The sequence below is a fragment of the Pseudomonas sp. P9_35 genome (assembly GCF_034008205.1).
Lineage (GTDB): Bacteria > Pseudomonadota > Gammaproteobacteria > Pseudomonadales > Pseudomonadaceae > Aquipseudomonas > Aquipseudomonas kilonensis.
Genome location: NZ_CP125373.1, coordinates 676188 through 701450, shown reverse-complemented (window position 1 = coordinate 701450; position 25263 = coordinate 676188). Strand labels below are relative to the sequence as shown.

21 protein-coding genes and 2 pseudogenes are annotated in these 25263 nt (G+C 61.9%); 13 read left to right on the top strand and 10 right to left on the bottom strand.

Going from position 1 to position 25263, the window contains the following annotated elements; translation table 11 throughout:
• Nucleotides 1-48 precede the first annotated feature (48 nt).
• The 13 genes and pseudogenes from hisI to QMK47_RS03025 all read left to right on the top strand — a co-directional run bounded on the left by hisI (nucleotide 49) and on the right by QMK47_RS03025 (nucleotide 11239).
• On the top strand, nucleotides 49-447 hold the full coding sequence (hisI, locus tag QMK47_RS03075) for a phosphoribosyl-AMP cyclohydrolase (RefSeq protein WP_003196931.1): 399 nt from the start codon (nucleotides 49-51) through the stop codon (nucleotides 445-447).
• The gene (locus QMK47_RS03070) at nucleotides 440-772 is read left to right on the top strand and encodes a phosphoribosyl-ATP diphosphatase (RefSeq protein ID WP_003186671.1); all 333 of its coding nucleotides are present in this window, start codon (nucleotides 440-442) and stop codon (nucleotides 770-772) included. The genes hisI and QMK47_RS03070 overlap by 8 nt, the downstream gene beginning before the upstream one ends.
• Before the next feature lie 24 nt (nucleotides 773-796).
• Nucleotides 797-1084 (top strand): twin-arginine translocase TatA/TatE family subunit, encoded by a 288-nt coding sequence (locus QMK47_RS03065; protein WP_072344995.1) that lies wholly within the window; start codon nucleotides 797-799, stop codon nucleotides 1082-1084.
• A 10-nt stretch (nucleotides 1085-1094) separates the two neighbouring features.
• Nucleotides 1095-1517, top strand: a complete 423-nt coding sequence (tatB, locus tag QMK47_RS03060) for a Sec-independent protein translocase protein TatB (RefSeq protein ID WP_253471071.1) — start codon at nucleotides 1095-1097, stop codon at nucleotides 1515-1517.
• Nucleotides 1514-2311 carry a twin-arginine translocase subunit TatC gene (gene tatC, locus QMK47_RS03055; protein WP_253471069.1) on the top strand — a complete coding sequence of 266 codons (798 nt, stop codon included), beginning with the start codon at nucleotides 1514-1516 and terminating at the stop codon, nucleotides 2309-2311. The genes tatB and tatC overlap by 4 nt, the downstream gene beginning before the upstream one ends.
• Nucleotides 2308-3015 carry a 16S rRNA (uracil(1498)-N(3))-methyltransferase gene (locus QMK47_RS03050; RefSeq protein WP_320389789.1) on the top strand — a complete coding sequence of 236 codons (708 nt, stop codon included), beginning with the start codon at nucleotides 2308-2310 and terminating at the stop codon, nucleotides 3013-3015. Before tatC ends, QMK47_RS03050 begins: the two co-directional genes overlap by 4 nt.
• A gap of 117 nt (nucleotides 3016-3132) precedes the next feature.
• Nucleotides 3133-5037 carry a methyl-accepting chemotaxis protein gene (locus tag QMK47_RS03045; RefSeq protein ID WP_320389788.1) on the top strand — a complete coding sequence of 635 codons (1905 nt, stop codon included), beginning with the start codon at nucleotides 3133-3135 and terminating at the stop codon, nucleotides 5035-5037.
• A 310-nt stretch (nucleotides 5038-5347) separates the two neighbouring features.
• Nucleotides 5348-6358 (top strand): annotated as a pseudogene (locus QMK47_RS28655) (methyl-accepting chemotaxis protein); the annotation flags it as partial.
• Between the two features lie 9 nt (nucleotides 6359-6367).
• Nucleotides 6368-7261 (top strand): methyl-accepting chemotaxis protein, encoded by an 894-nt coding sequence (locus QMK47_RS28650; RefSeq protein WP_371916714.1) that lies wholly within the window; start codon nucleotides 6368-6370, stop codon nucleotides 7259-7261.
• A gap of 149 nt (nucleotides 7262-7410) precedes the next feature.
• Nucleotides 7411-8457: pseudogene (locus tag QMK47_RS28645) on the top strand (methyl-accepting chemotaxis protein); the annotation flags it as partial.
• A complete protein-coding gene (locus QMK47_RS28640; protein WP_408980852.1) occupies nucleotides 8443-9315 on the top strand; it encodes a methyl-accepting chemotaxis protein in 873 nt (290 codons plus the stop codon). The pseudogene QMK47_RS28645 and the gene QMK47_RS28640, both read left to right, overlap by 15 nt.
• 194 nt (nucleotides 9316-9509) lie before the next feature.
• Nucleotides 9510-9653, top strand: coding sequence for a hypothetical protein (locus QMK47_RS03030; protein WP_320390567.1), 144 nt, complete (start codon nucleotides 9510-9512; stop codon nucleotides 9651-9653).
• A 1244-nt stretch (nucleotides 9654-10897) separates the two neighbouring features.
• On the top strand, nucleotides 10898-11239 hold the full coding sequence (locus QMK47_RS03025) for a DUF6124 family protein (RefSeq protein ID WP_214510918.1): 342 nt from the start codon (nucleotides 10898-10900) through the stop codon (nucleotides 11237-11239).
• Nucleotides 11240-11371: 132 nt separating this feature from the next.
• Here the strand turns inward: QMK47_RS03025 and mdoH are convergent, their stop codons facing one another.
• The 10 genes from mdoH to hutH (QMK47_RS02975) all read right to left on the bottom strand — a co-directional run bounded on the left by mdoH (nucleotide 11372) and on the right by hutH (QMK47_RS02975) (nucleotide 25171).
• Nucleotides 11372-13942 (bottom strand): glucans biosynthesis glucosyltransferase MdoH, encoded by a 2571-nt coding sequence (mdoH, locus tag QMK47_RS03020; RefSeq protein WP_253471058.1) that lies wholly within the window; start codon nucleotides 13940-13942, stop codon nucleotides 11372-11374.
• A complete protein-coding gene (locus tag QMK47_RS03015) occupies nucleotides 13935-15674 on the bottom strand; it encodes a glucan biosynthesis protein G (protein ID WP_301300303.1) in 1740 nt (579 codons plus the stop codon). Before QMK47_RS03015 ends, mdoH begins: the two co-directional genes overlap by 8 nt.
• A 350-nt stretch (nucleotides 15675-16024) precedes the next feature.
• Nucleotides 16025-16462, bottom strand: coding sequence for a D-aminoacyl-tRNA deacylase (dtd, locus tag QMK47_RS03010; RefSeq protein ID WP_253471056.1), 438 nt, complete (start codon nucleotides 16460-16462; stop codon nucleotides 16025-16027).
• Nucleotides 16459-17430 carry a prolyl aminopeptidase gene (gene pip, locus QMK47_RS03005; RefSeq protein WP_003196909.1) on the bottom strand — a complete coding sequence of 324 codons (972 nt, stop codon included), beginning with the start codon at nucleotides 17428-17430 and terminating at the stop codon, nucleotides 16459-16461. Before pip ends, dtd begins: the two co-directional genes overlap by 4 nt.
• Before the next feature lie 105 nt (nucleotides 17431-17535).
• Nucleotides 17536-18450 (bottom strand): alpha/beta hydrolase, encoded by a 915-nt coding sequence (locus tag QMK47_RS03000; protein WP_258690216.1) that lies wholly within the window; start codon nucleotides 18448-18450, stop codon nucleotides 17536-17538.
• A gap of 161 nt (nucleotides 18451-18611) precedes the next feature.
• Nucleotides 18612-19559 carry a choline ABC transporter substrate-binding protein gene (locus QMK47_RS02995; RefSeq protein ID WP_320389785.1) on the bottom strand — a complete coding sequence of 316 codons (948 nt, stop codon included), beginning with the start codon at nucleotides 19557-19559 and terminating at the stop codon, nucleotides 18612-18614.
• 298 nt (nucleotides 19560-19857) lie between these two features.
• The gene (gene hutG, locus QMK47_RS02990) at nucleotides 19858-20661 is read right to left on the bottom strand and encodes an N-formylglutamate deformylase (RefSeq protein ID WP_258690214.1); all 804 of its coding nucleotides are present in this window, start codon (nucleotides 20659-20661) and stop codon (nucleotides 19858-19860) included.
• Between the two features lie 11 nt (nucleotides 20662-20672).
• Nucleotides 20673-21875 carry an imidazolonepropionase gene (gene hutI, locus QMK47_RS02985; protein ID WP_253471050.1) on the bottom strand — a complete coding sequence of 401 codons (1203 nt, stop codon included), beginning with the start codon at nucleotides 21873-21875 and terminating at the stop codon, nucleotides 20673-20675.
• 110 nt (nucleotides 21876-21985) lie between these two features.
• The gene (gene hutH, locus QMK47_RS02980) at nucleotides 21986-23518 is read right to left on the bottom strand and encodes a histidine ammonia-lyase (RefSeq protein WP_253471048.1); all 1533 of its coding nucleotides are present in this window, start codon (nucleotides 23516-23518) and stop codon (nucleotides 21986-21988) included.
• A 129-nt stretch (nucleotides 23519-23647) separates the two neighbouring features.
• Nucleotides 23648-25171: a histidine ammonia-lyase gene (hutH, locus tag QMK47_RS02975; protein ID WP_320390504.1), complete on the bottom strand. Its 1524-nt coding sequence runs from the start codon at nucleotides 25169-25171 to the stop codon at nucleotides 23648-23650.
• Between the last annotated feature and the right edge of the window lie 92 nt (nucleotides 25172-25263).

Genomic DNA, 25263 nt, shown 5'->3' with positions numbered 1-25263 from the left:
CGCTGGGCCCGCCGACGTCAGGTGCGTGGTCCATGGTCGGAGTCAAAGATGAAAAACTGGCAGGACGAGATCAAATGGGACGCTGACGGCCTGGTGCCGGCCATCGCCCAGGACCACAAGACCGGGCGCGTATTGATGATGGCCTGGATGAACCGCGAAGCGCTGGCCCTGACCGCCGCCGAGAACCGTGCCATCTATTGGTCACGTTCCCGCGGCAAGCTGTGGCGCAAAGGTGAAGAGTCCGGGCACGTGCAGCACCTGCATGAGATGCGCCTGGACTGCGACGGCGACGTCATCATCCTGATGGTCGAGCAAGTCGGTGAGATTGCCTGCCACACCGGCCGTCAAAGCTGCTTCTATCGCGTCTTCGAGAACGGCGACTGGAAAACCGTCGACCCGGTGCTCAAGGACCCGCACGCCATTTATTCAGGACATACCCATGAGTGACACCCTGACCCGCCTGGCCCAGGTGCTGGAAGAGCGCAAGGGCGCCGCGGCCGACAGTTCCTATGTCGCCAGCCTGTACCACAAGGGCTTGAACAAGATTCTGGAGAAAGTCGGCGAAGAGTCGGTCGAGACCATCATCGCCGCCAAGGACGCCGCCATCAGTGGCGATTGCAGCGACGTGATCTATGAGACCGCCGACCTGTGGTTCCACAGCCTGGTCATGCTGGCCCAACTGGGGCAGCATCCGCAGGCCGTACTGGATGAACTGGACCGTCGCTTCGGTCTGTCCGGGCACGTCGAGAAAGCCTCGCGCCCGTCCGCCTGATCAACTTTTGAGAGGAATAGCTCCATGGGTATTTTTGACTGGAAACACTGGATCGTCATCCTGGTCGTCGTGGTGCTGGTGTTCGGTACCAAGAAACTGAAAAACCTCGGCACCGATGTCGGCGAGTCGATCAAGGGCTTTCGCAAGGCCATGAACGACGACGAAAAACCGGCCGACCCGTCGGCGGCGGCTGGCCAACCGGCGCAGCCGACCCAACCGGTACACCCCCAGGCCAGCCAGCCTGTAAATGCGCCGCACACCATCGACGTGCAGGCACAGAAAGTCGAAGAGCCCGTCCGCAAAGACTCGTGAGCACTGACTAATGTTTGGGATCAGCTTCACTGAACTGCTGCTCGTCGGCCTCGTCGCCCTGCTGGTGCTGGGCCCCGAGCGCCTGCCGGGTGCTGCGCGCACCGCCGGTCTGTGGATCGGCCGCCTGAAGCGCAGCTTCAATGCGATCAAACAGGAAGTTGAACGTGAAATCGGTGCCGACGACATCCGTCGGCAACTTCACAACGAACATATTCTGTCCCTGGAGCAGGAAGCGCGGAAAATCTTCACGCCGACCCAACAGGAACCGACGCCGGTTCAGCCCGTGGCCGAACCGACGATTGCGCCCCAGGCGCCGGTGGATGGTGCGGGGCCGGTGGCTGAACCGGCGCCAGTGACACCGACGGCAGCGGATACAGCACCTCCTGCTGTCCCTGCGCCTAACGACCCTACTTTGCCGCCGCGAGCCCCATGAGCGATATCCCTGAAAACGACCAGCCGATGCCGCTGGTATCGCACCTCACCGAGTTGCGCACCCGCCTGCTGCGTTGCGTCGCGGCGGTTTTCATCATCTTCGCCGGGCTGTTTTCCTTCACCCAGCAGATCTACACCTTCGTCTCCACGCCGCTGCGCCAGTACCTGCCGGTAGGGGCGACAATGATCGCCACCGACGTGTCGTCGCCGTTCCTGACGCCGCTGAAGCTGACGATGATGGTCTCGCTGTTCCTGGCGATCCCGGTGATCCTGCACCAGATCTGGGGCTTCATTGCGCCGGGCCTGTACAAGCATGAAAAACGCATCGCCGTGCCGCTGCTGGTGTCCAGCATCCTGCTGTTCTACACCGGCATGGCCTTCGCCTATTACCTGGTGTTCCCGCTGATCTTCAAGTTCTTCGCCGCCGCCACCCCGGCGGGCGTGGAAATGATGACCGACATCAGCAGCTACCTGGATTTCGTCATGACGCTGTTCTTCGCCTTCGGCGTGGCGTTCGAAATCCCGGTGGCCGTGGTGCTGCTGGTGTGGATTGGCGTGGTCGACGTGGCCTATTTGAAGAAAATCCGCCCCTACGTGGTCATCGGCTGCTTCGTGGTCGGCATGATCCTGACCCCGCCGGACATCTTCTCCCAGACCCTGCTCGCGGTGCCTATGTGGCTGCTGTTCGAGATCGGCATCCTGTTCGGTGGCCTGGTGCGCAAGCGTCGGGAAGAAGAGCCCGAGGAACAACCGGTCGATGACCACAACGACCAGCCGCCAGCGACCCAAGCGTGAACCTGCTGCTGCTCGAAGAGGCCGACTTCATCGGGCCCGACCGCGTAATCCTGAGCGATCGCCGGTTGACCCACATGCAGGAAGTCCATCGCAGCGCCGTCGGTGACAGCCTGCGCGTCGGACGCATCGGCGGGCTGATGGGCACCGCCCAGGTGCTGCGCCTGGAAGCCCGCGAGGCCGAACTGCAAGTGACCCTCGACCAGCCTCCACCGGCCAAGTTGCCGCTGACGCTGGTGCTGGCCCTGCCGCGGCCGAAAATGCTTCGGCGGGTGTTCCAGACCGTCGCCACCATGGGCGTGCCGCGCGTGGTGCTGGTCAACAGTTATCGCGTGGAAAAGAGCTTTTGGCAGACGCCGTTCCTCGAGCCCGAGGCCATCCGCGAGCAACTGATCCTGGGCCTGGAACAAGCCCGGGACAGCGTGCTGCCGGAAATCGTCATCGAAAAACGCTTCAAGCCCTTCGTCGAAGACCGCCTGCCGGCCATGACCGACGGCACCTTGGGCCTGGTCGGTCACCCCGGCAACTACCCGCCCTGCCCTCGTGCGCTGACAGAACCGGTGACACTGGCCATCGGCCCGGAAGGCGGCTGGATTCCCTACGAGATCGACCTGTTGGCCAAGGCCGGCCTGCAACCGGTGCAACTGGGCGAGCGGATCCTGCGGGTCGAGACCGCGGTTACAGCGCTGCTCGCACGACTGTTCTGATCCTCTGTCGCTTGCCACCGCGTTCCAAGCTCATTTAGCTCATTTCTCCAGTTCCTCCCACAATCTGTCGATACAGCTACTATGAAAGGCAGTTCCGCCCTTCAAGGGAGTATCAGCATGTTCCGATGGCTAGGTAACGTAGGCGTCAATCGCAAACTCGGCTTTGGTTTCGGCTTGGTACTCTTCTTGACAGTAATGATCGCCTTCACCGGCTGGACCGGCCTGCGTAAGGTGATTGCCCACGGCGACACGCTGGGGCTCATCGCCAGCCTGAATGACGTGACCAAGGACCTGCGTTCCGCGCGCATGGATTACGACGCGACCCGCGGCGAAAAAGGCCCAGGTGACCTCAACGATCTCCTCGGTAAATTGGAGCCCGGGCTACGGACCGCGCGCCAATCGATCGAGCAACCGGCCGACGTGGCGATCATCGACAAGCAACTGGCGGCCGTCGCCGAGTACAGGACTGCCGTCGCCGATTTGATCCGCGCCACCGCCAGTCGTGAGGATGCCCGCAGCAAATTGGGCGCCAGCGCCGATAACGCCGTGACCCGTGTCTCCGACATTGAAAGCGCCCTATTGCAAGGCGATAGCGTGACACAATTCAACAGTGTGGTGACCTTGGGCAAGGCCATCCAGCAGGCCCGTTATCAGGTTCGCGGCTACACCTACAGTGGCCAGGCCGACGCCGAGCAACCCGCGCAGGATGCCATCGATAACGCTTTGAAAATTCTCGACAGGATTGCGGCCCAACTGCCAGAAGAACACGCCGCCAAGCTGCACCAGGCCGGCGAATCGTTCAAGACCTATCGTGCAACCGTCAGCCAGTTCCGTGACGCCCAGACCGCAAACGCTGCCGCCATCAAGCGCATGTCCGACCTGGGGGTCGTGCTACGCGAGGCCAGCAGAAATCTCACAGTGTCCCAGACGACCGTGCGCAATCAGGAAGCTGCCCAGGCCGAGACTATCCTGGGATTGGCCGCCGCACTGGCCCTTCTGCTCGGTTTGATCGCGGCCCTGGCGATCACCCGGCAGATCGTCGACCCGCTGGACCAGACTCTCAAGGTTGCCGAATACGTGGCCGCTGGCGACTTGACCCACAACCTCACCTCCGAGCGCCGCGACGAATTGGGCCAGCTACAGCGCGCCATGCAAAGCATGACCGTGGGCCTGCGGCAATTGATCGGCGGCATCAGCGACAGTGTCACGCAAATCGCCAGTGCCGCTGAACAGCTCTCGGCCGTCACCGAGCAGACCAGCGCCGGGGTCAACAAACAGAAAGAGGAAACCGACCAGGTCGCCACCGCCATGCACGAAATGACCGCCACGGTGCAGGAAGTGGCACGTAATGCCGAGGAGGCCTGCGAAGCGACGGTCGCCGCCGACCAGCAGGCTCGCGAAGGCGAAAAAGTCGTGGGTGAAGCCATCGCCCAAATCGAACGCCTGTCCAAGGAAATGGGCAATTCCACCGAAGCCATGGGCCATCTCAAGCGCGAGAGTGACAAGATCGGCAGCGTGCTGGACGTGATCAAGTCCGTGGCCCAGCAAACCAACCTGCTGGCCCTCAACGCGGCCATCGAGGCAGCCCGGGCCGGTGAAGCCGGGCGTGGTTTCGCCGTCGTGGCCGACGAGGTTCGTGGCCTGGCCCAGCGTACCCAGAAATCCACCGAAGAAATCGAAGCACTGATCGGCAACCTGCAATCGGGCACCGAACAGGTCGCGACCACCCTGGACAACAGCCGCAACCTGACCGACAGCAGCGTCGAACTGACCCGCCGTGCCGGTGGCTCACTGGAAAACATCACCCGCACGGTCTCGGCGATCCAGTCGATGAACCAGCAGATCGCCGCTGCGGCCGAGCAGCAGAGCGCCGTGGCCGAAGAGATCAACCGCAGCGTCGTGAATGTTCGCGATGTCTCCGAACAAACCGCCTCCTCCAGTGAGGAAACCGCCGCCTCCAGCGCCGAACTGGCCCGGCTGGGGGGGCATTTGCAGACACTGGTGGGACGCTTCAAAGTCTGATCAAAAGGGCAGGCATAAAACCTGTGGCGAGGGAGCTTGCTCCTGTAGGAGCTGGCGAAGGCTCGGGCCGCGTTCGGACGATCTTTTGATCTTGATCTTTCGCTCGAGATTCAAGTGCCTGGGGAAAGATCGCAGCCTCGTTGCACTCGACAGCTCCTACACAGCTCCTACACAGCTCCTACAAGACGCACCCAGCGGGAGCAAGCTTCCTCGCCACAAAAAATCCCAGCGCATCTATTTTCTACAGATCCCCATCACATGGTCGATACTCTTTTCATAAGACCTAATAAAAGGTTCCAGGAGTATCAGCATGTTCAGTTGGCTAACCGAAAAGCTGGGAAACGTAAGTGTCAATCGCAAACTGGGTTTCGGTTTTGGCCTGGTGCTGCTCATGACCGTCCTGAGCACGTTCGCGGGCTGGAACAGCCTGAGCAGCGTGATCAGCCGCGCAGATAAACAGGCGTCCATCGCCAGCCTCAATGAGTTGGCCAAGGATTTGCGAGTCGCCAGTCTCGACTATGAGATGCGGCGCGGCGAACAAGGGCCAGCAGCGGTCAATGAATTCGTGGGCAAGCTTCAAGAAAACATACAAGCGGCCCTCAAACGGTTTGTACGTCCGGCAGACCAGGAGTTGCTCAATCAGCAGCTGGCTATCCTCGATGAGTACAAACGCGCCTTTGCCGACCTGACCCAGGCGACGCAGAACCGCGAATCGGCCCGCTCCAAGCTGGGCGCCAACGCCGACAATGCCGTAGCCAAGGTGAAAGAGGTCGAAAATGCCTTGCGCCAAGGCGACAGTGTGGCGCAATTCGACAGTGTGGTTGAGCTGAGCAGACTGCTCCAGCAAGCCCGCTACCAAGTTCGCGGCTACACCTACAGCGGCAAGGCCGATGCCGAGCAACCGGCTCTGGATGCCATCGATAGCGTGTTGAAAAACCTTGAAAGCCTGACGGGCAAACTGCCGGAACACGCCACCAACCTGCAACAAGCCTCTGAATCGATGAAGGCTTATCGCGCTGCCGTCAGCCAGTTCCGCGACTCACAGGTCGCCAGCGCCTCGGCCCTCAAGAAAATGGCCGACCAAGACACCCGCTTGAACGGCCTGGATAATCAATTGACGACTTCGCAGATCGAGAAACGCGACCAGGAAACGGCTCAAGCGAAAGAAACGCTGATCATCGTCACCATCCTGGCATTAGCGTTTGGCCTGCTGGCCGCATGGATCATTACCCGGCAGATCGTCGCGCCACTGCAACAGACCCTGGTGGCCGTCGAACGTGTCGCCTCCGGCGACTTGAGCCATAACCTGGTGGTCACTCGCCGCGACGACATGGGTCAACTACAAGGCAGCCTGCAGCGAATGGTCATCAGCCTGCGGCAACTGATCGGGGGTATCAGCGACGGCGTCACGCAAATCGCCAGCGCCGCCGAACAGCTCTCGGCCGTTACCGAGCAGACCAGCGCCGGGGTCAACAGCCAGAAAGTGGAAACCGACCAGGTTGCCACCGCCATGCATGAAATGACCGCCACCGTGCAGGAAGTGGCGCGCAATGCCGAGGAAGCCTCCGAAGCGGCAGTAGCCGCTGACCAGCAAGCTCGCGAAGGCGAAAAAGTGGTCGGCGAAGCCATCGCCCAGATCGAACGCCTGTCCAAGGAAGTGGGCAATTCCACCGAAGCCATGGGCCATCTCAAGCGCGAGAGTGACAAGATCGGCAGCGTGCTGGACGTGATCAAGTCTGTCGCCCAGCAAACCAACCTGCTGGCCCTCAACGCCGCCATCGAAGCGGCCCGGGCCGGTGAAGCCGGACGTGGTTTCGCGGTGGTGGCCGACGAGGTGCGCAGCCTGGCCCAGCGCACCCAGAAGTCCACCGAAGAAATCGAAGAACTGATCCTTGGTCTGCAATCGGGCACCGAACAGGTCGCGACCACCCTGGACAACAGCCGCAACCTGACCGACAGCAGCGTCGAACTGACCCGCCGTGCCGGTGGCTCACTGGAAAACATCACCCGCACGGTCTCGGCGATCCAGTCGATGAACCAACAGATCGCCGCCGCCGCAGAGCAGCAGAGCGCCGTGGCCGAAGAGATCAACCGCAGCGTCGTGAACGTTCGCGATGTCTCCGAACAAACCGCTTCCTCCAGCGAAGAAACCGCCGCCTCCAGCGCCGAACTGGCACGGTTGGGGGTTCATTTGCAGACGCTGGTAGGTCGCTTCAAGGTCTAACCAGAGGGCAGGTATAAAACCCGTGGCCAGGGATTGCTCGCGCTGGGGCGCGAAGCGGCCACTACTGTGACATCTATTCTCTACAGATCCCTTCCAACCGGTCGATATAGCTCCCAGCACATAAACTCAGCGCTGCAGGGAGTAACAGCATGTTCCGATGGCTAGGTAATGTAGGCGTTAATCGCAAACTCGGTTTCGGCTTCGGCCTGGTGCTGTTCCTGACCGTGATAATCGCCTTCACGGGCTGGACCGGCCTGGGTAACGTCATCAGCCGTGGCGACAAGCTGGGGTTCATTGCCAGCCTGAACGATTTGACCAAGGACTTGCGCCTGGCACGCATGAACTACGACACCTCGCGGGGCGAGAACGGCCCCCAGCAAGTCAACGACCTGATTGGCAAACTCGACGCCGGGCTGAAAACCGCCCGCCAACTGATCGAGCAACCGGCCGATGTCGCACTGATCGATAAACAATTGGCCGCCGTGGCCGAGTACAAAAAAGCCTTCGCCGAGATGACCCGCGCTACCGCCAGCCGAGAAGATGCCCGCAGCAAGCTCGGTGCCAGTGCAGACAATGCCGTGGCTCGCGTCGCTGAAGTAGAGAAGTCATTGCTGCAAGACGACAGCGTTGCCCAGTTCAACAGTGTTGTGACCCTGAGCAAGGCGGTCCAGCAAGCGCGCTATCAAGTTCGCGGCTACACCTACAGCGGCAAGAGCGAGGCCCAGCAACCAGCCCTCGAGGCCGTCGACAATGTCCTCAAACTGCTCGCACGCTTGCCAGAGCAATTGCCCGAAGAACATGCCGCCAACCTGCAACAGGCCAGCGACTCGATCAATGCCTATCGCACAGCCGTCAGCCAGTTCCGCGACTCCCAGATCGACAACGCCGCGGCACTCAAGCGCATGGCAGATCAAGGTGACGTATTGATCGACGCCAGCCAAAAGCTGACCGTCTCCCAGACCGCCGTGCGCGACCATGATGCCGCCGAGGCCAAGACCTTCCTGGTCTCGGCTGCCGTACTGGCTCTGTTGTTCGGTGTCATCGCCGCCCTGGTCATCACCCGGCAGATCGTCGGCCCTCTGGGCCAGACCCTCAAGATCGCCGAACGCGTGGCTGCCGGCGACCTGACCCACAACCTCACTTCCGAGCGCCGCGACGAACTGGGCCAGTTACAGCGCGCCATGCAGAACATGACCGTGGGCCTGCGGCAATTGATCGGCGGCATCAGCGAAGGCGTCACGCAAATCGCCAGCGCCGCCGAACAACTGTCGGCCGTTACCGAACAGACCAGCGCCGGAGTCAACAGCCAGAAAGTGGAAACCGACCAGGTCGCCACCGCCATGCACGAAATGACCGCCACAGTGCAGGAAGTGGCCAGCAATGCCGAAGAGGCCTCCGAAGCGGCCGCAGCCGCCGATGCCCAGGCACGCGAAGGCGATAAAGTCGTCGGCGAAGCGATTGCCCAGATCGAGCGCCTGGCACTCGAAGTGGGTAATTCCACTACCGCCATGGGCGAGCTGAAGCGAGAAAGCGACAAGATCGGCAGCGTGCTGGATGTGATCAAGTCCGTCGCCCAGCAAACCAACCTGCTGGCCCTCAACGCCGCCATCGAGGCAGCCCGGGCCGGTGAAGCCGGGCGTGGGTTTGCGGTGGTCGCCGACGAGGTTCGCAGCCTGGCCCAGCGTACCCAGAAGTCCACCGAAGAAATCGAAGAGCTGATCCTTGGGCTGCAATCAGGCACTGAGCAGGTCGCGGCGACCCTGGACAACAGCCGCAACCTGACCGACAGCAGCGTCGAGCTGACCCGCCGTGCCGGTGGGTCGCTGGAAAACATCACCCGTACCGTCTCGGCGATCCAGGCGATGAACCAGCAGATCGCCGCGGCGGCTGAACAGCAGAGTGCGGTGGCCGAGGAGATTAATCGTAGTGTGCTGAATGTGCGTGATGTGTCGGAGCAGACGGCGTCGTCCAGTGAGGAGACTGCCGCTTCGAGCGCTGAGTTGGCGCGGTTGGGGGGGCATTTGCAGACGTTGGTGGGGCGGTTTCGGGTTTGATGCCTTGCGGCTGGCTCACTTAGATTTGTGTGTATATCCGTTTTTTTGGTAATGGCTGTTTAGGGTTCCGCCCTGACGGCGGCTCACTTTTGAGAAGCCCGGGAGCCGGCCCAGTCAAAAGTAAGCAAAACGCTTTTGCCCCACCACTCGGTGCCTCGCTTAGGCTCGGCATGCCTGAACGAAGGCATTGCTCCGTGGGCCGCCGCGAAGGGCCATCCATGGCCCAGCGCGGCTACCTCGGCATCCATGCCGAGGTGCCCACGGATCAATGCCTGCGTTCGGCCATCGTGGTTAACGGGGCGCCCGAGATCAACGTCCACCACGAGGCGGCCTGGTAGCCGACCTGGCTCTGGGTGAGACCGCGTTTCTCCTGTGGGAACGGGCTTGCTCGCGAAAGCTCAGTCAGTTTGCGGTGATGTTGGATATCCACAAGGGTTTTGGGAACGGCACGGTCCTGTGGCCAGAGATTGCTCCCGCTGGGGCGCGCAGCGGCCCCAAAAAAGCGATGAGCGCTGCGCACTCAAGCGGGAGCAAGCTCCCTCGCCACAAAAGCTTCCCAGCCATCACGCCACAGATTGTTCAACGGTAAATGCTGTGGGAGCGAGCTTGCTCGCGATGGCGGCGCTTCAGCCACATGGATGCTGGGATTGCCGGCCTCTTCGCGAGCAAGCTCGCTCCCACAGGAGTTCTGTGTTGGATATAAATTTTGTGTTCACTGAAGATCGAAATGTGGGAGCGAGCTTGCTCGCGATGGCGGTGCTTCAGCCACATGGATGCTGGGCTTGCTGGCCCCTTCGCGAGCAAGCTCGCTCCCACAGAGGAAACGCGGTCCCCATCAAGAACCAGCTCGGCTACTAGGCCGCCTTCGCGAGCAGGCTCGCTCCCACAGGGGAAACGCGGTTCCACCCAGAACCAGGTCGGCTACTAGGCCGCCTCGGAAAGGACGTTGATCTCGGCGCCCCGTTAACCACGATGGCCGAACGCAGGTATTGCGCAGTGGGCACCTCGGCATGGATGCCGAGGTAGCCGCGCTGGGCCATGGATGGCCCTTCGCGGCGGGCCCACGGAGCAATGCCGGAGTGAGGGCATGCCGAGCCCTAGCGAGGCACCGAGTGGTGGGGCAAAAGCGTTTTGCTTACTTTTGACTGGGCCGGCTCCCGGGCTTCTCAAAAGTGAGCCGCTGTAAGAGCGGAACCGTCAGCAGCCGTCACCTAAATAACGGATATACATACAAAAATACCTGCCTCCCACAATCCGTCATCCCAAGGCTACACAGCCTTGCGCCATTGCCTACAACTACGCCAGAATCCGCCGGCTTGTGCGCCTTGGCCCTGGGCTCTAACGTTTGCAGGTCGCTGTCAGTTCAGCGATCGGGTTTAGCAGCCTGGACAATCCTAGACGTACGCTCTCCACATTCGTGAGCAGGCTTCAGCGCCTGCACATCTATGTCATGGCGGTTGTGCGTGGGAGACCTTCGGGTCTGCCGGGTTCTAGGGTCCCGGTCTGCTAACCCGCGTACAGTCGCCACCCTTCTCGTTTAGCAGCGATATCTGGCGGCTCCATTACCCTAGGAGCGTCAACCATGCACAAGGTCACACCCAACCCACCAGAACCAGAAACCGACCCCAAGAAACTCCAGGAAGCCACCGACCGCGCACTCGATTACTACCTGAAGCCCAAACAACCCAAACCCGAAGAAAAACAGCCGCCGGGCCAGCTCTTCACCGTCGTCGACGGTATCGACACTGAAAGCCTGTTGGCCAACCTCAGCGAAAACCTGGCCTCAGCCGATGCCATGGTCAGCGACCTTGCGTTCGACCTGAAAGGCTCGCGACGCCATGTTGCCTTCGGCATTCAGCAACTGATCGAACTGAGTAGGTTATTGGCAAACCGGATGTTGGATACCATCAATCCACAACACTGACCGCACCACAAAATCGGGGGCGGCTGCGCCATCCAGCGGGAGCAAGCTCCCTCGCCACAAAGGCGATCCGCAGATAGAAAGTACGCTTAACAAAAAGCCCCGCTTCCTTTCAGAAGCGGGGCTTTTTGCGTATCAGGCCACTTGAGGCTGTGCGCTCAACGGCTGAAGCGGTAACAACGGTGCATGAGGATCAGCGTTGATCGATTCGCGCCACGCCGCCAGCCACTCGGGATGACCCTCGCTCCAGACCTGCTCATGCAGGCGGGACAAGGCCACCGGGTCGCTCAGCAGAGCCAGTCGCTCGGCGTTGCTGAGACCGGCCGGGCCGGCCTTCAAGGCGTGACGAACACGTTCGACCCGCAGCCATTCGATCGGCTCGGCCTTGCCGTGACGCGAGGTTGCCAACGCATACGCCAAGGCGTTCTGTTGCGGATCGACCACCGCCCGGATGAAACCGTCTTTGAGCGCATGCCAACGGTTTTCATGGGTGTACTGGTCCGTCGACAGCAGTTCCTGTGGCGGCGCGTATTCCTCAGGGATCAGGAACAGGCTTTCATCACGGGACTTCAAGCCCAGGCCCACGCGGCTGGAAATCACCGATACCGGAATCGACAGCATCAACGAACCGACAATCGGCACCAGCCACCACAGGAAGCTCGGGTTCAGCCAGATCACCAGCAAGGCCCAGAAGAAGCCCAGCAAGGTTTGCGGGCCGTGGCGCTTGACCGCTTCGCTCCATGGCGTGGAGTCGTCGTCACGTTGTGGCGAGTTCCAGGTTGCAGCCCAGCCCAGGAATGCGGCGAGCACGAAACGGGTGTGGAAAATCATCCGCACCGGCGCCAGCAGCATGGAGAACAGCATCTCCAGGAGCATCGACAGCGTCACCTTGAACTTGCCACCGAACTCCTTCGCACCCTTGGCCCAGATCAGCACGATACTCAGCAACTTGGGCAGGAACAGCAGCACGATGGTGGTCGAGAACAGGGCGATGGCTTTTTCCGGGTGCCATTGTGGCCACAACGGATAGAGCTGACGCGGTTCAAGGAAGTACTGCGGCTCCATCAGCGTGTTCACCGCCAACAACGCAGTGGACAGCACCAGGAAGAAGAACCACAGCGGCGCCGACAGGTAGGACATCACGCCGGTCAGGAACACCGCACGGTGCACCGGGTGCATGCCCTTGACCAGGAACAGCCGGAAGTTCATCAGGTTGCCGTGGCACCAGCGACGGTCACGCTTGAGTTCGTCCAGCAGGTTCGGCGGCAGCTCTTCGTAGCTGCCCGGCAGGTCATAGGCAATCCACACGCCCCAGCCGGCACGGCGCATCAGCGCCGCTTCGACGAAGTCGTGGGACAGGATGGCACCGGCGAACGCGCCTTTACCGGGCAGCGGCGCCAAGGCGCAGTGCTCGATGAACGGCTTCATGCGAATGATCGCGTTGTGGCCCCAGTAGTGGGATTCACCCAACTGCCAGAAGTGCAGGCCGGCGGTGAACAGCGGACCGTACACCCGGGTGGCGAACTGCTGCATGCGCGCATACAGCGTGTCCATGCCCGAGGCACGTGGCGCGGTCTGGATGATGCCGGCGTCCGGCGTGGCTTCCATCAGGCGCACCAGGCTGGTCAGGCACGTACCGCTCATGACGCTGTCGGCGTCGAGCACGACCATGTACTTGTAGTCGCTGCCCCAACGACGGCAGAAGTCGTCGAGGTTGCCGCTCTTGCGCTTCACGCGACGGCGACGGCGACGATAGAAGATCTTGCCGAAGCCCCCGGCTTCACGGCAGACGTCCAGCCAGGCCTGTTGTTCGGCCACGCAGATATCGGTTTCGTTACTGTCGCTGAGCACGAAGAAGTCGAAACGATCCAGGTCACCGGTGGCGGCCACCGACTCGAAGGTTGCGCGCAAACCGGCGAATACCCGCGGCACATCTTCGTTGCAGATCGGCATCACCAGCGCGGTGCGGGCGTCCTTGGGAATCGGCTCGTTGCCGGCGCTGGCACCGGAGATGCGGTACTTGTCGTGACCGGTGAGCAATTCGAGAAAGCCCATCAGCGCCGTCCAGAAACCCGCCGAGACCCAGCAGAACAGGATCCCGAACAGAATCAGGATGCTGGTTTGCAGCGCATACGGCAGTACTTGCGTGGCGGTCTGCAACAGCGGTTGGTGCAGGACTTCTTCCAGGTCCACGAACGACCAGCCCTGGTACGGCATGATGCCTTTCATGTACCAGCCGGCGACGATAGTCTGGCCGAGCATCAAGATCAGCAGGATGTAGCGACGGGTCGAGCCCACGGTACGCCAGCGTGCATGTGGCAGCACGCGCTCATCCTTGGGCGGCTTCGGCGGGTTGGTACGACCGGTCAGGCGCCGCCAGCCACGCACCAGGATATTGGTGCGCCACGGCTCCGGCACGACCTTGGTCCGACGAATCGGCGGCGTGGCTTTCAGGCATACCCGGCCGCTGGCGTCGAGCCCCAGCATTTCGGCGTCCTCGAGCTCCTCGGCAGTGTTCAGGGTCAGCCGGCGGCCCACCGAGGCTTGCGCCGCCTCGGCGGGCTCGTCGAAGGTCGATGACGACAGGCGTTCGTGCAATTCGCTGAAGGACTTGCAGCCCGCCAGCTCGGCGCGCTGCTCGTCGGTCATGGGCAAATGGGCCAGGTACTCGCTGAGCGTCTCTGGCTGTACTGAAGTATTACTCATCGGCTGGCAACTGATTGCTCCAGGTCTCGGTCAAGACTTGTTCAGTCGGTTCCGATTCCTGCTGGGTTGGGGTCGGTTCAACAGCGGCGTCTGCCGCCTTGACGGCCTTGGCTTCGTCTTTCGCTTTTTCGCTCGCGAGTTCTTTTTCGGTCTGCTGGCGAGCGACTTTGTCGGCCTTGGCCAGGGTCGTGGTCACGGAGTGCGCGGTGGCCGGGGCTTCTACAGGCGTCAATGGACGGACCAGCGCCGCACGCATTTCGGTGGCCTGTTTCGAATCCTTGATCTTCAACCGCAGGGTCAAGCGCCAGCCCTTGGTTTCAGGGTTGTAGCGCACGCTATTCTCGACGATCTCGCCGTTTTCGCCGACGCTCACCTGGCTACGCACATCGGCGTCTTCCGGCAGGGCTTGCAGGGACGGACCTTCGAAGTCCACCAGGTAGGCCACGCTGCCGTCCGGCTGACGAATCAGGTTGGACTGTTTCACGTCACCGGTGGAGCGCAAGGTCTGCTGGACCCAGGCGCTGTCCGGCGAGTGCAGGCTGGATTCGTCGAGAGTCCAGTGCAGGCGGTAGCTGAAGTCCAGCGGCTGGCCTGGCTCAGGCAGCTTTTCCGGGCTCCAGAAGGCAACGATATTGTCGTTGGTTTCATCGGCGGTCGGAATTTCTACCAGGTCGACGGAGCCCTTGCCCCAATCGCCTTTCGGTTCGATCCAGGCACTTGGACGCTTGTCGTAGCGGTCGTCCAGGTCTTCGTAATGGCTGAAGTCACGCCCCCGTTGCAACAGGCCGAAACCACGCGGGTTTTCTACCGAGAAGTTGCTCACGGCCAGGTGTTTCGGGTTGTTCAGCGGGCGCCAGATCCACTCGCCGTTACCGGCATGGATCGACAGGCCACTGGAATCGTGCAGTTCGCGACGGTAGTTCAGCACTTTGGACGGTTGGTTGGCGCCGAACAGGTACATGCTGGTCAATGGGGCCACGCCCAGCTTGGTCACGCGGTCACGCAGGAACATGCGCGACTTCACGTCGACCACGGTGTCGGTGCCCGGACGCAAGGTCAGGCGATAAGCGCCAGTGGCGCGTGGCGAATCCAGCAGGGCAAAGATCACCAGGTGCTTGTCGGTCGGCTTCGGACGTTGGATCCAGAACTCGCGAAAGCGCGGGAATTCTTCACCCGATGGCAACGCGGTGTCGATGGCCATGCCGCGGGCGGACAGACCGTAGGTCTGGCCCTTGCCGATGACGCGGAAATAACTCGCGCCCAGCATGGTCATGATCTCGTCCTGCTTGTCAGCCTTGTTGATCGGGTACAACACGCGAAAACCCGCGTAACCCAGCTGTTCGGTGGCCTTGGGATCGAATTTCACATCGTCGAAGTCAAAGCGCGACGGGTCGTACTTGATCTCTTCGACGGTGGTCGCGGTGATTTCGTTGATCTTCACCGGCGTGTCGAAATGCATACCCTGGTGATAGAAGGACAGCCTGAACGGTGTCTTCTGGTCGGCCCATTCGGCTTTTTCGGTACGGAAACGGATTTTTTGATAGTCAGCGAATTTCATTTCGCGGAATTCGTTCGGCAGATTACTGCGCGGGGCTTCGTATTTTTGCCCAGCCAGTTCTTGAGCCTTCGCCGATACATCATCCAGGCTGAATGCCCACAGTTGGCCCGCGCCGAACAGGCACAGCAGGGCCGAGCCCGCTACCAGGGCGTTTCTAAACCGTTTGGCAGTCATTTTTGGTGCATTACAGGGACTAACAATCACGAGCAACCCTCGCCGAAAACTGATCAAAAAACCAACGGCCAGATAAAGTATCTGCACGGTAACGGCATTGAAAAACCGTTCCTGCGGACCACTCTTGCCAAGTTGGCGAGCATTGTTCCGACTCCGATGGGACAAAATGATTCCCCAAACGGTCCAGGACAAGTCTCTACCTAAGTCAAATGGACCAGCGAACGCTGATCCCCCGTAGCGCGCGATTATCTAGTAGCCCGCGTGACAACGCATCAGGGGTAGCAAAGTATTTATCGAGAAAACTCCCAGTTTTGCCTCGAAACAGGCCCGAAAAGATGTTTCAAACGCTTTCAGACCTGTAACAGGAACGTTACCGGACCATCATTGACCAAATGCACCTGCATGTCGGCGCCGAATCTACCTGATGCCACAGTGCCATGCACCTGTTTTGCCTGGGTGAGCAAATAGTTGAACAACTCTTCTCCCAGGGCCGGAGGTGCGGCTGTCGAAAAACCCGGGCGCAAACCACTTTTGGTGTCGGCCGCCAAGGTGAACTGCGACACCAGCAGCAACCCACCACCGACGTCCGCCAGGGACAGGTTCATCTTGCCGTCGGCGTCGCTGAATACTCGATAGTTAAGCAGCTTATGCAGGAGTTTGTCGGCGCTGGCCCGAGTATCCCCGGGCTCGACGGCCACCAACACCAGCAAGCCCTGATCCACGGCGCCGACGATCTCGCCTGATACTTCGACCCGCGCTCCGCGAACTCGTTGCAACAGCCCCTTCATGCTTCTTCAGGCGGCAGGTCGAGCAGGCGCCGGGCCATTTGCGCAGCGGCGCGAACCAGTGCGTCGGTGATCCCCGGCTCCGAAGCGGCGTGACCCGCGTCGCGAATCACCTGCAGTTCGCTGTTGGGCCAGTTCTGATGCAGCTCCCAGGCATTGTCCAGCGGGCAGATGACGTCGTAGCGGCCATGCACGATGACGCCCGGCAAATGGGCGATCTTGCCCATGTCGCGAATCAACTGGTTGGGTTCGAGGAAAGCGTTGTTGGTGAAGTAGTGGCATTCGATCCGGGCGATCGACAGCGCCCGCTGCGGCTCGGAGAAGCGATCGACCACCAGCGGGTTCGGACGCAGGGTCGCGGTGCGACCTTCCCAGGTGGACCAGGCCTTGGCCGCGTGCATCTGGGCGATCTGGTCGTTACCGGTCAGGCGCTTGTGGAAAGCGCTGAGCAGGTCGTCGCGCTCGTCCAACGGGATCGGTGCGATGTAGTCCTGCCAGTAGTCGGGGAACAGGCGACTGGCGCCGGCCTGGTAGAACCATTCGATTTCCTGCGGCCGGCAGAGAAAGATCCCACGCAGGATCAGGCCGTGTACGCGCTCGGGATGAGTCTGGGCATAGGCCAGGGCCAGGGTCGAGCCCCAGGAACCGCCAAACAGCACCCACTTCTCGATGCCCAGGTGCTTGCGGATGCGCTCCAGGTCTTCGACCAGATCCCAGGTGGTGTTGTTCTCAAGGCTGGCATGGGGGGTGGACCGACCGCAGCCGCGCTGGTCGAAAGTAACGATGCGGTACAGGTTCGGATCGAAGTAGCGGCGGCTCTGTGCATCGCAGCCAGCACCCGGGCCGCCGTGAATGAACACCACCGGCAGGCCTTCCGGGGAACCGCTTTCATCGACATAGAGCGTGTGGGTGTCATCGACAGCCAGATCGTGCCGGGCATGGGGTTTGATCTGCGGGTACAAAGTCTGCATTGCGCGCTCCGTAAGGGGTCGAGTCATCCCTGTGGGGACGTCTATTTAGTCTGCCGTACGGCATCATAAACCCGAATTACCTTAATGAGCATGTCCCCTGCGCAGTCAAAGCATGTCAGCCAGGTACGCCAGCAGCGTGCGATACATCCGATCGACCTCCGGCACCTGCCCCCGACCGCGCAGGCAACCGTGGACCAACCCTTCGCCCATGTACAACACAGACGCTACGCCTGCGGCGTTCAGCCGCTCGCTATAAAGGATGCCATCGTCGCGCAGAGGGTCCCATTGCGCCACGGCGATCAACGCCGGCGGCAAGCCGCTCAGGTGATCGGCGAGCAACGGCATGGCGAGAGGGGACGGTTGAGCGCCGTTCAGGTAGAGGGTGTGATAACTGTCCAGATCGTTGCTGCTCAACAGCGGCGCATCGGCACATTCGTGGCGCGAGGGTAGCGTTGCCGGGCCACCGAGCGCCGGATAGATCAGCACCTGGGCCCGGGGCAACGCTTGCCCGGCATCGCGCAAGGCCAGGCATAACGCAGCGGCGAGATTACCGCCGGCACTGTCACCGACCACCAGCCGACGACGCGGGTCGATGGCAAAGGGCGCGGCTGCCAGATGACGCCACACGGCGAGGCAATCGTCCAACCCGGCTGGAAACGGATGCTCTGGCGCCAGCCGATAATCCACCGCCACCACCAGCGCACCAAGGGCAGCCGCCAGCTCCAGGCAGATGAAATCATGGGAGTCCAGGTCCCCCACCACCCAGCCACCACCGTGGAGATAGAGGATGCACGGCCAGCCGACGGGTGGCGCGGCACCCCGTGGGTGATAGGCGCGCACAGCCACAGCGGCCAGCTCGAAATCCTCGATGGCCAGTGTTGGCGGGCATGCCGGGGTGAACGCCCGGCACATTTGGCTGTAGGCCTGGCGCGAACCGGCGAGGCTGTCGTCCGGGCTGGTGAAGCTCAGGGTTTTGTCGATGAAGGCTGACATCTGCTCTGAGAGTGGATATGAGGCCATGAAGAACACCACCTATTGAAATGTGGGAGCAAGGCTTGCCCGCGATGGCAGTGGTACATCCAATCGTTATGTCGACTGACACATCGCTATCGCGGGCAAGCCTTGCTCCCACAGATAAATCACTCCACCACAGATAAATCACCCCGCCACAGCCAAGCAGGTCAATTCTTGAGACTGGCCTGCACCGTCGCCACGCCATCCTTGCCGTCGAAGCTCGTGACTGCGGCCAGCCACTTCTGCAAATCCTCGGGATGATCGCGCAACCATTGCCGGGCGACGTCCTGGGGCGTCTTGCGTTCCATGATCGGCACCATCAACTGACTCTCCTGGGCGGCGGTGAAGGTGAGGTTTTCCAACAACCGGTTCACGTTCGGGCAGCGCTGGGCGTAGTCCGGCGCAGTCACGGTGGAGACCGTTGCGGCGCCTTCGTTCGGGCCATAGACATCTTCACTGCCGGTCAGGTAGGTGATGTTCATGTTGATGTTCATCGGGTGCGGGGTCCAGCCGACGAAGACCACGAACTCCTTGCGATTCACCGCCCGCTGCACCGCGGCCAGCATGCCCGCTTCACCGGATTCGATCAGCTTGAAGTCCTTCAGGCCAAAGTGGTTGGTTTCAATCAGGGTCTTGATGGTGGTGTTGGCCCCGCTGCCCGGCTCGATCCCGTAGATCTTGCCACCGAGCTGGTCCTTGAACCGGGCGATGTCGGCAAAGGTCTTGAGCCCCGCCGCCGCCACGTAGTCTGGAACAGCCAGGGTGGCCTGGGCGTCGGCCAGACTTGGCGTGTCCAATACCTTCACTTGGTTGGCCGCCAGGAATGGCGCGATGTTCTTGTCCATCGCCGGCTTCCAGTAGCCCAGGAAAATGTCGAGACGCTTGTCGCGGATGCCGGCGAAGATGATCTGCTGCACGGCGCTGGTCTGCTTGCTGTCGTAGCCCAGCCCGGTGAGCAACACATCGGCCATGCCGCTGGTGGCGATCACGTCGGTCCAGTTGACCACGCCCATGCGCACGGTCTGGCACGACGCAGGCTCGGCGGCCATCGCCCCGGCGCTCAAGAGGGTGGTACCGCAGAGGATCGACAGACAGCGCTTGAACAGTCTTTTCATCGGGAAGGTCTCGTGCGGCAGCGGATTATTGTAGGTCGGTGTCTTGCTGCACCGTGCCCAAAACATTACGCAGCGCCGAGGGGCTGAAGATGAACTGTGGCGACTCGGTTTTGCACGGTGGCGACAGTTGCTCCCGAGACTCAAGGACAAAAACAAACCTGTGGCAAGGGGATTCTGTGGGAGCAAGGCTTGCCCGCGATGAAAACAACGCGGTCTCTCTGAAACAGCGGCGCCTGTATCGCGAGCAAGCTTTGCTCCCACAGATAAGTCCCCTCGCTACAGGAGTATTGGTAGGTGTTTATTTCTTGTAAGCCTGCTGCCCCCACGCCAGGAAGCCTTCCAGCAGTTCCTTGAGCACCACCTGAGTCGGCGCCGCCAGGTCAGCGCGGTAGTTGAACGGTTCGAACTCTTCCATGTAGGTGCTCTGGCACAGTTCCAGTTGCACCGCGTGGATGTCTTCGGCCGGGTTGCCGTAGTGCCGGGTGATGTGTCCGCCCTTGAACCGCCCGTTGAGCACGTGGGTGAATTCACCGTGGCGAGCGCAGATGGCTTCGAGCTGGCCGGCCAGGGTCGGGTCGCAACTGGCACCGTTGAAGGTGCCGAGGTTGAAGTCCGGCAACTTGCCGTCGAACAGGTGTGGGATCACCGAACGGATCGAATGGGCATCGAACAGCAACGCATAGCCGAACTCGGCCTTGAGCCGCGCCAGTTCCTGCCGCAGCGCCTGGTGGTAAGGCATCCAGACCTGTTGCAGATACGTCGCCCGCTCCTCGGCCGATGGCTCCAGCCCTTCGCGAAACAACGGCACGCCATCGAACAGCGTCGCCGGGTACAAACCGGTGGTGGCGCCGACGTACATCGGCTTGTCATCGGAGGGACGGTTGAGGTCGACGACGAACCGCGAGTACTCGGCGGCCAGGGTGCTGGCGCCCAGCTCGGCGGCAAATTCGTAGAGCCTTGGGATGTGCCAGTCGGTGTCTGGCAGGCTTTGGGCCTCGGGGATCAACCCGGCCTGTACCGCCGGGGTCAGGCGCAGGCCGGCGTGGGGCATGCTGATCAACAGCGGCACGCGCCCTTGCTTGAAATTCAGGACCTTCTCCACAACCGTTCTCCTCAATCGATTTCCACGCCGTGACGCACGACGCACTTTTCCAGATCGCCACCGAGCCAGTACGCCAGGTCGGCCGGGCGGTCGATGTGCCAGGCGACAAAGTCGGCGACTTTACCGACTTCCAGCGAACCGTGGGTCTCAGCCATGCCCAAGGCCTGGGCGGCATGAATCGTCGCCCCCGCCAGGGCTTCTTCCGGGGTCATCCGGAAACAGGTGCAGGCCATGTTCAACATCAGGCGCAGCGACAGCGCCGGCGAGGTGCCAGGGTTGAGGTCGCTGGCCACGGCGATTTTCACACCGTGCTTGCGCAGGGCCTCCATGGGCGGCAGTTGGGTTTCGCGCAGGAAATAAAACGCGCCCGGCAACAGCACCGCCACGGTGCCGGATTCGGCCATGGCCTTGGCATCGTCCTCGGTCATGAATTCCAGGTGATCGGCCGACAGCGCCTGGTAACGTGCCGCCAGGCTTGAACCGTGCAGGGATGACAGTTGCTCGGCGTGCAGCTTCACTGGCAGCCCCAGTTGTTGCGCGGTGATAAACACCCGCTCGACCTGCGCCGGGGAAAACGCCAGGTATTCGCAAAAGGCATCCACCGCATCCACCAGTCCTTCGGCTGCCAGGGCCGGAAGCATCTCGGTGCAGATGTGCTCGATGTAATCGTCGGCGCGATCCTTGTATTCCGGCGGCAAGGCGTGGGCCGCCAGGCAGGTGCTGCGCACGCTGACCGGCAACTCGGCGCCAAGGCGGCGGATGACCCGCAGGATCTTGCGCTCGCTGGCCAGGTCCAGGCCGTAGCCGGATTTGATTTCCACCGTGGTCACACCGTCGCGCATCAGGCTTGCCAGGCGTTTGGCGGCGCTGGCGAACAGCTCGTCTTCACTGGCGGCGCGGGTGGCGCGCACGGTGCTGGCGATGCCGCCACCGGCGGCGGCGATCTCGGCGTAGCTGACGCCTTGCAGGCGCTGCTCGAACTCACCGCTGCGGTTGCCGCCAAATACCGCGTGGGTGTGACAGTCGATCAGCCCCGGCGTGACCCAGGCCCCCTTGAGGTCGTTGACCGCCGGGTAGTCACCCGTCGGCAATTCGGCACGCGGGCCGATCCATTGGATGTGCTCGCCCTGGGTAACGATGGCGGCGTCTTCGATGATCGAGTAGACGCCCTGGGCCATGGTGGCGGCGTGGCAGTTTTGCCAGAGGGTTTTCATCCCGGTTTCCTCGTCGCATTCAAAATCGAATCGCGAGCAAGCTCGCTCCCACAGGGATCAAGGTGTACCCAAAATCCCCTGTGGGAACGAGCTTGCTCGCGATGAGGCCCTTACAGGCTCGGCAACAACTGCGCCGTGACCAGCTCGTTCAGGCACCGGCTCGCCAGCAATTCACTGGCCGCATTGATGTCCGGCGCAAAGAAGCGATCCTTCTCGTAAAACGGCACTTGCGCACGCAACAGCCCCCGCGCCCGTTCCAACTTCGTGGAGGTCTTCAAACCGCCGCGCAGGTCCAGCCCCTGGCAAGCCGCGAGCCATTCCACCGCGAGGATCCCACGGGTGTTCTCGGCCATTTCCCACAGACGCTTGCCAGCGGCCGGGGCCATGGAGACGTGGTCTTCCTGGTTGGCCGAGGTCGGCAGACTGTCCACCGAATGGGGATGGGACAGCGCCTTGTTTTCACTGGCCAGGGCCGCCGCGGTGACCTGGGCGATCATGAAGCCGGAGTTCACCCCGCCATTGGCGACAAGGAACGGCGGCAGTTGCGACATGTGCTTGTCCATCATCAACGAAATGCGGCGCTCGCTCAGGGAGCCGATTTCGGCAATCGCCAAGGCCATGTTGTCGGCCGCCATCGCCACCGGTTCGGCGTGGAAGTTGCCACCGGAAATGACGTCGCCCTCGGCGGCGAACACCAGCGGGTTATCCGACACCGCGTTGGCCTCGATCACCAGCACCTCGGCGGCCTGGCGGAACTGGGTCAGGCAGGCGCCCATCACTTGCGGTTGGCAGCGCAGGGAGTACGGGTCCTGAACCTTGTCGCAGTTCTGGTGCGAATCGGAAACTTCGCTGCGCTCGCCCAGCAGATCGCGGTAGGCAGCGGCGGCGTCGATCTGGCCTTTCTGGCCACGGGCGGCATGGATGCGTGCATCGAATGGCGAACGCGAGCCGAGCACCGCTTCCACCGTGAGGCCGCCCAGGGCCAGGGCACCGGCAAACAGGTCTTCGCCTTCGAACAGGCCACGCAGGGCAAACGCGGTGGACACCTGGGTGCCGTTGAGCAGCGCCAGGCCTTCCTTGGCGGCCAGGGTCAGCGGCGCGAGGCCAGCCACTTTCAGCGCGTCGACGGCCGGCAGCCATTCGCCCTTGTAGCGGGCCTTGCCTTCGCCCAGCAGCACCAGGGACATGTGGGCCAGCGGCGCCAGGTCACCGGACGCACCGACCGAACCCTTGAGCGGAATGTGCGGGTAGACCTCGGCATTGATCAGCGCAATCAGCGCATCGATCACCTGCCGACGGATGCCGGAAAAACCGCGGCTCAGGCTGTTGACCTTGAGCACCATGACCAGCCGCACCAGCGCATCGCTGATCGGCTCGCCCACGCCGGCGGCATGGGACAGCACCAGGGAGCGCTGCAGGTTTTCCAGGTCTTCGCTGGCGATGCGGGTCGAGGCCAGCAGGCCGAAACCGGTGTTGATGCCGTAGGCGGTGCGGTTCTCGGCAAGGATCTGTTCAACGCAGGCGACACTGGCCTCGATCTGCGCCGACGCGCTGGCGTCGAGGCTCAAGATCACGGGTTGCTGATAGATGTCACGCAATTGAGCCAGGCTCAATTGGCCGGGAATCAGGTTTAAGGCAGTCATGTATTGCTCCTTTTGAGAGTTTTGTTTTTACCCGCCAGTCGCTCCGGAATGTTCCGTTATCCGTCACCTTCGCCTTTTGGGCGATGCTTTATGGGCAATAGGTGCCTTGGCACGCTGGCGCTTTTTTGATCAATTCAAATTCGGTAATACGCTGTGCAGCACGCTCGGGTCTTTAAGCAGGCCGGCGGCACTGGCGATGTCCGGCGCCAGCCAGCGATCCTGGTCGTAGGCCGGCACGCGCTCGCGCAACAGTTTCCAGGCGATGTCGGTGCCGGCGCCGAAGCGCTGAGCCTTGAGAAACTCAAAGGCCTGGGCCGCCAGCAGGTATTCGATGGCGAGTATCTGCGTGCAGTTTTCCAGCGCCCGGTGCAGCTTCAGGGCGGCGTTGGTGCCCATGCTCAAATGGTCTTCCTGCAACCCGGAGGTGACGAAATTATCGAGCACCGCCGGTTGCGCCAGTTGCTTGTTCTCCGCGCACAACGACGCGGCGACGTATTGCACGATCATCATCCCCGAGTTCACCCCGGGGTTGGCCACCAGGAAGGCCGGCAGACCGCTGACGTGGGGGTTGATCAAGCGGTCGAGGCGACGCTCGGCGATGGAGCCGATCTCAGCCATGGCAATCGCCAGCAGATCCGCCGCCAAGGCGACTGACTGGCCGTGGGGATTGGCCTGGGACATGACCCGGAAGTTCTCCGGCGTCCCCAGCAGCAGCGGATTATCGGTCACTGCGTTGAGTTCGGTTTCGATCTGTTGCCGGGCGTGGGCCAACTGGTCGCGAGCCGCGCCGTGCACCTGGGGAATCGAGCGGATACTCAAGGCGTCCTGGGTGCGAATGCCCAGGCTCGCGGCGATGACTTCGCTGCCGTCGAGCAACGCCCGCAAATTGCTCCCGACCTTCTGCATGCCCGGGTGCGGCTTGAGTGCAATGACGTCGGCATCGAACGCGGCAATCTGCCCGCGCAGTGCCTCGAAACTCATCGCGCCGATGACGTCGGCCCATTGCACCAACCGCGTCGCATCGGCCAGGGCCAGGCAGCTCAGACCGGTCATGCACGGTGTGCCGTTGACCAGGCACAAGCCGTCCTTGGCACCCAGTTGCACCGGTTGCAAACCCTCTGCGGCCAGGGCCTGTTGCGCCGGGACTATTTGCCCGTGATAGCTGACCTGGCCGACGCCCAGCAGCGCGATGCCGATGTGGGCCATGTGGGTCAGGTAACCCACCGAACCCTGGGACGGCACTTGCGGTGTGATGCCGCGATTGAGCAGCGCCAGCAGCGCTTCGACCACCCGGCGATGGATGCCGGACTTGCCCTGGCTGTAGTTGTGAATGGCGGCGCAGATAATCGCCCGGGTCTGTTCATCGGAAAGCGGCGCACCGACGCCACAGGCATGGCTGAGCAAGGTGTTGCGCGACAGTTGGCTGAGTTGTTCGTCCTCGAGCGAAACATTGCACAAGGCCCCCAGGCCGGTGTTGACGCCATAGGCGCGCTCGCCGGTTGCGACGATGCGCTGGACGATGGCCTGGGCATTGTCGATCCGCGCCCACGTCTCAGTCGATAACTCGAGCACAGCACCAAAGCGCGCGACGGCGACGACGTCCTGCCAACGCAACGGAGCGCCGGTGATTACAATTTTTTCAGCCTGGGACATCTTCAACCTCATGAAAAATTCATTTCAGCATCACATCTGGCTTAAGGCATAGCCTTTGTGGCGAGGGAGCTTGCTCCCGCTGGACTGCGCAG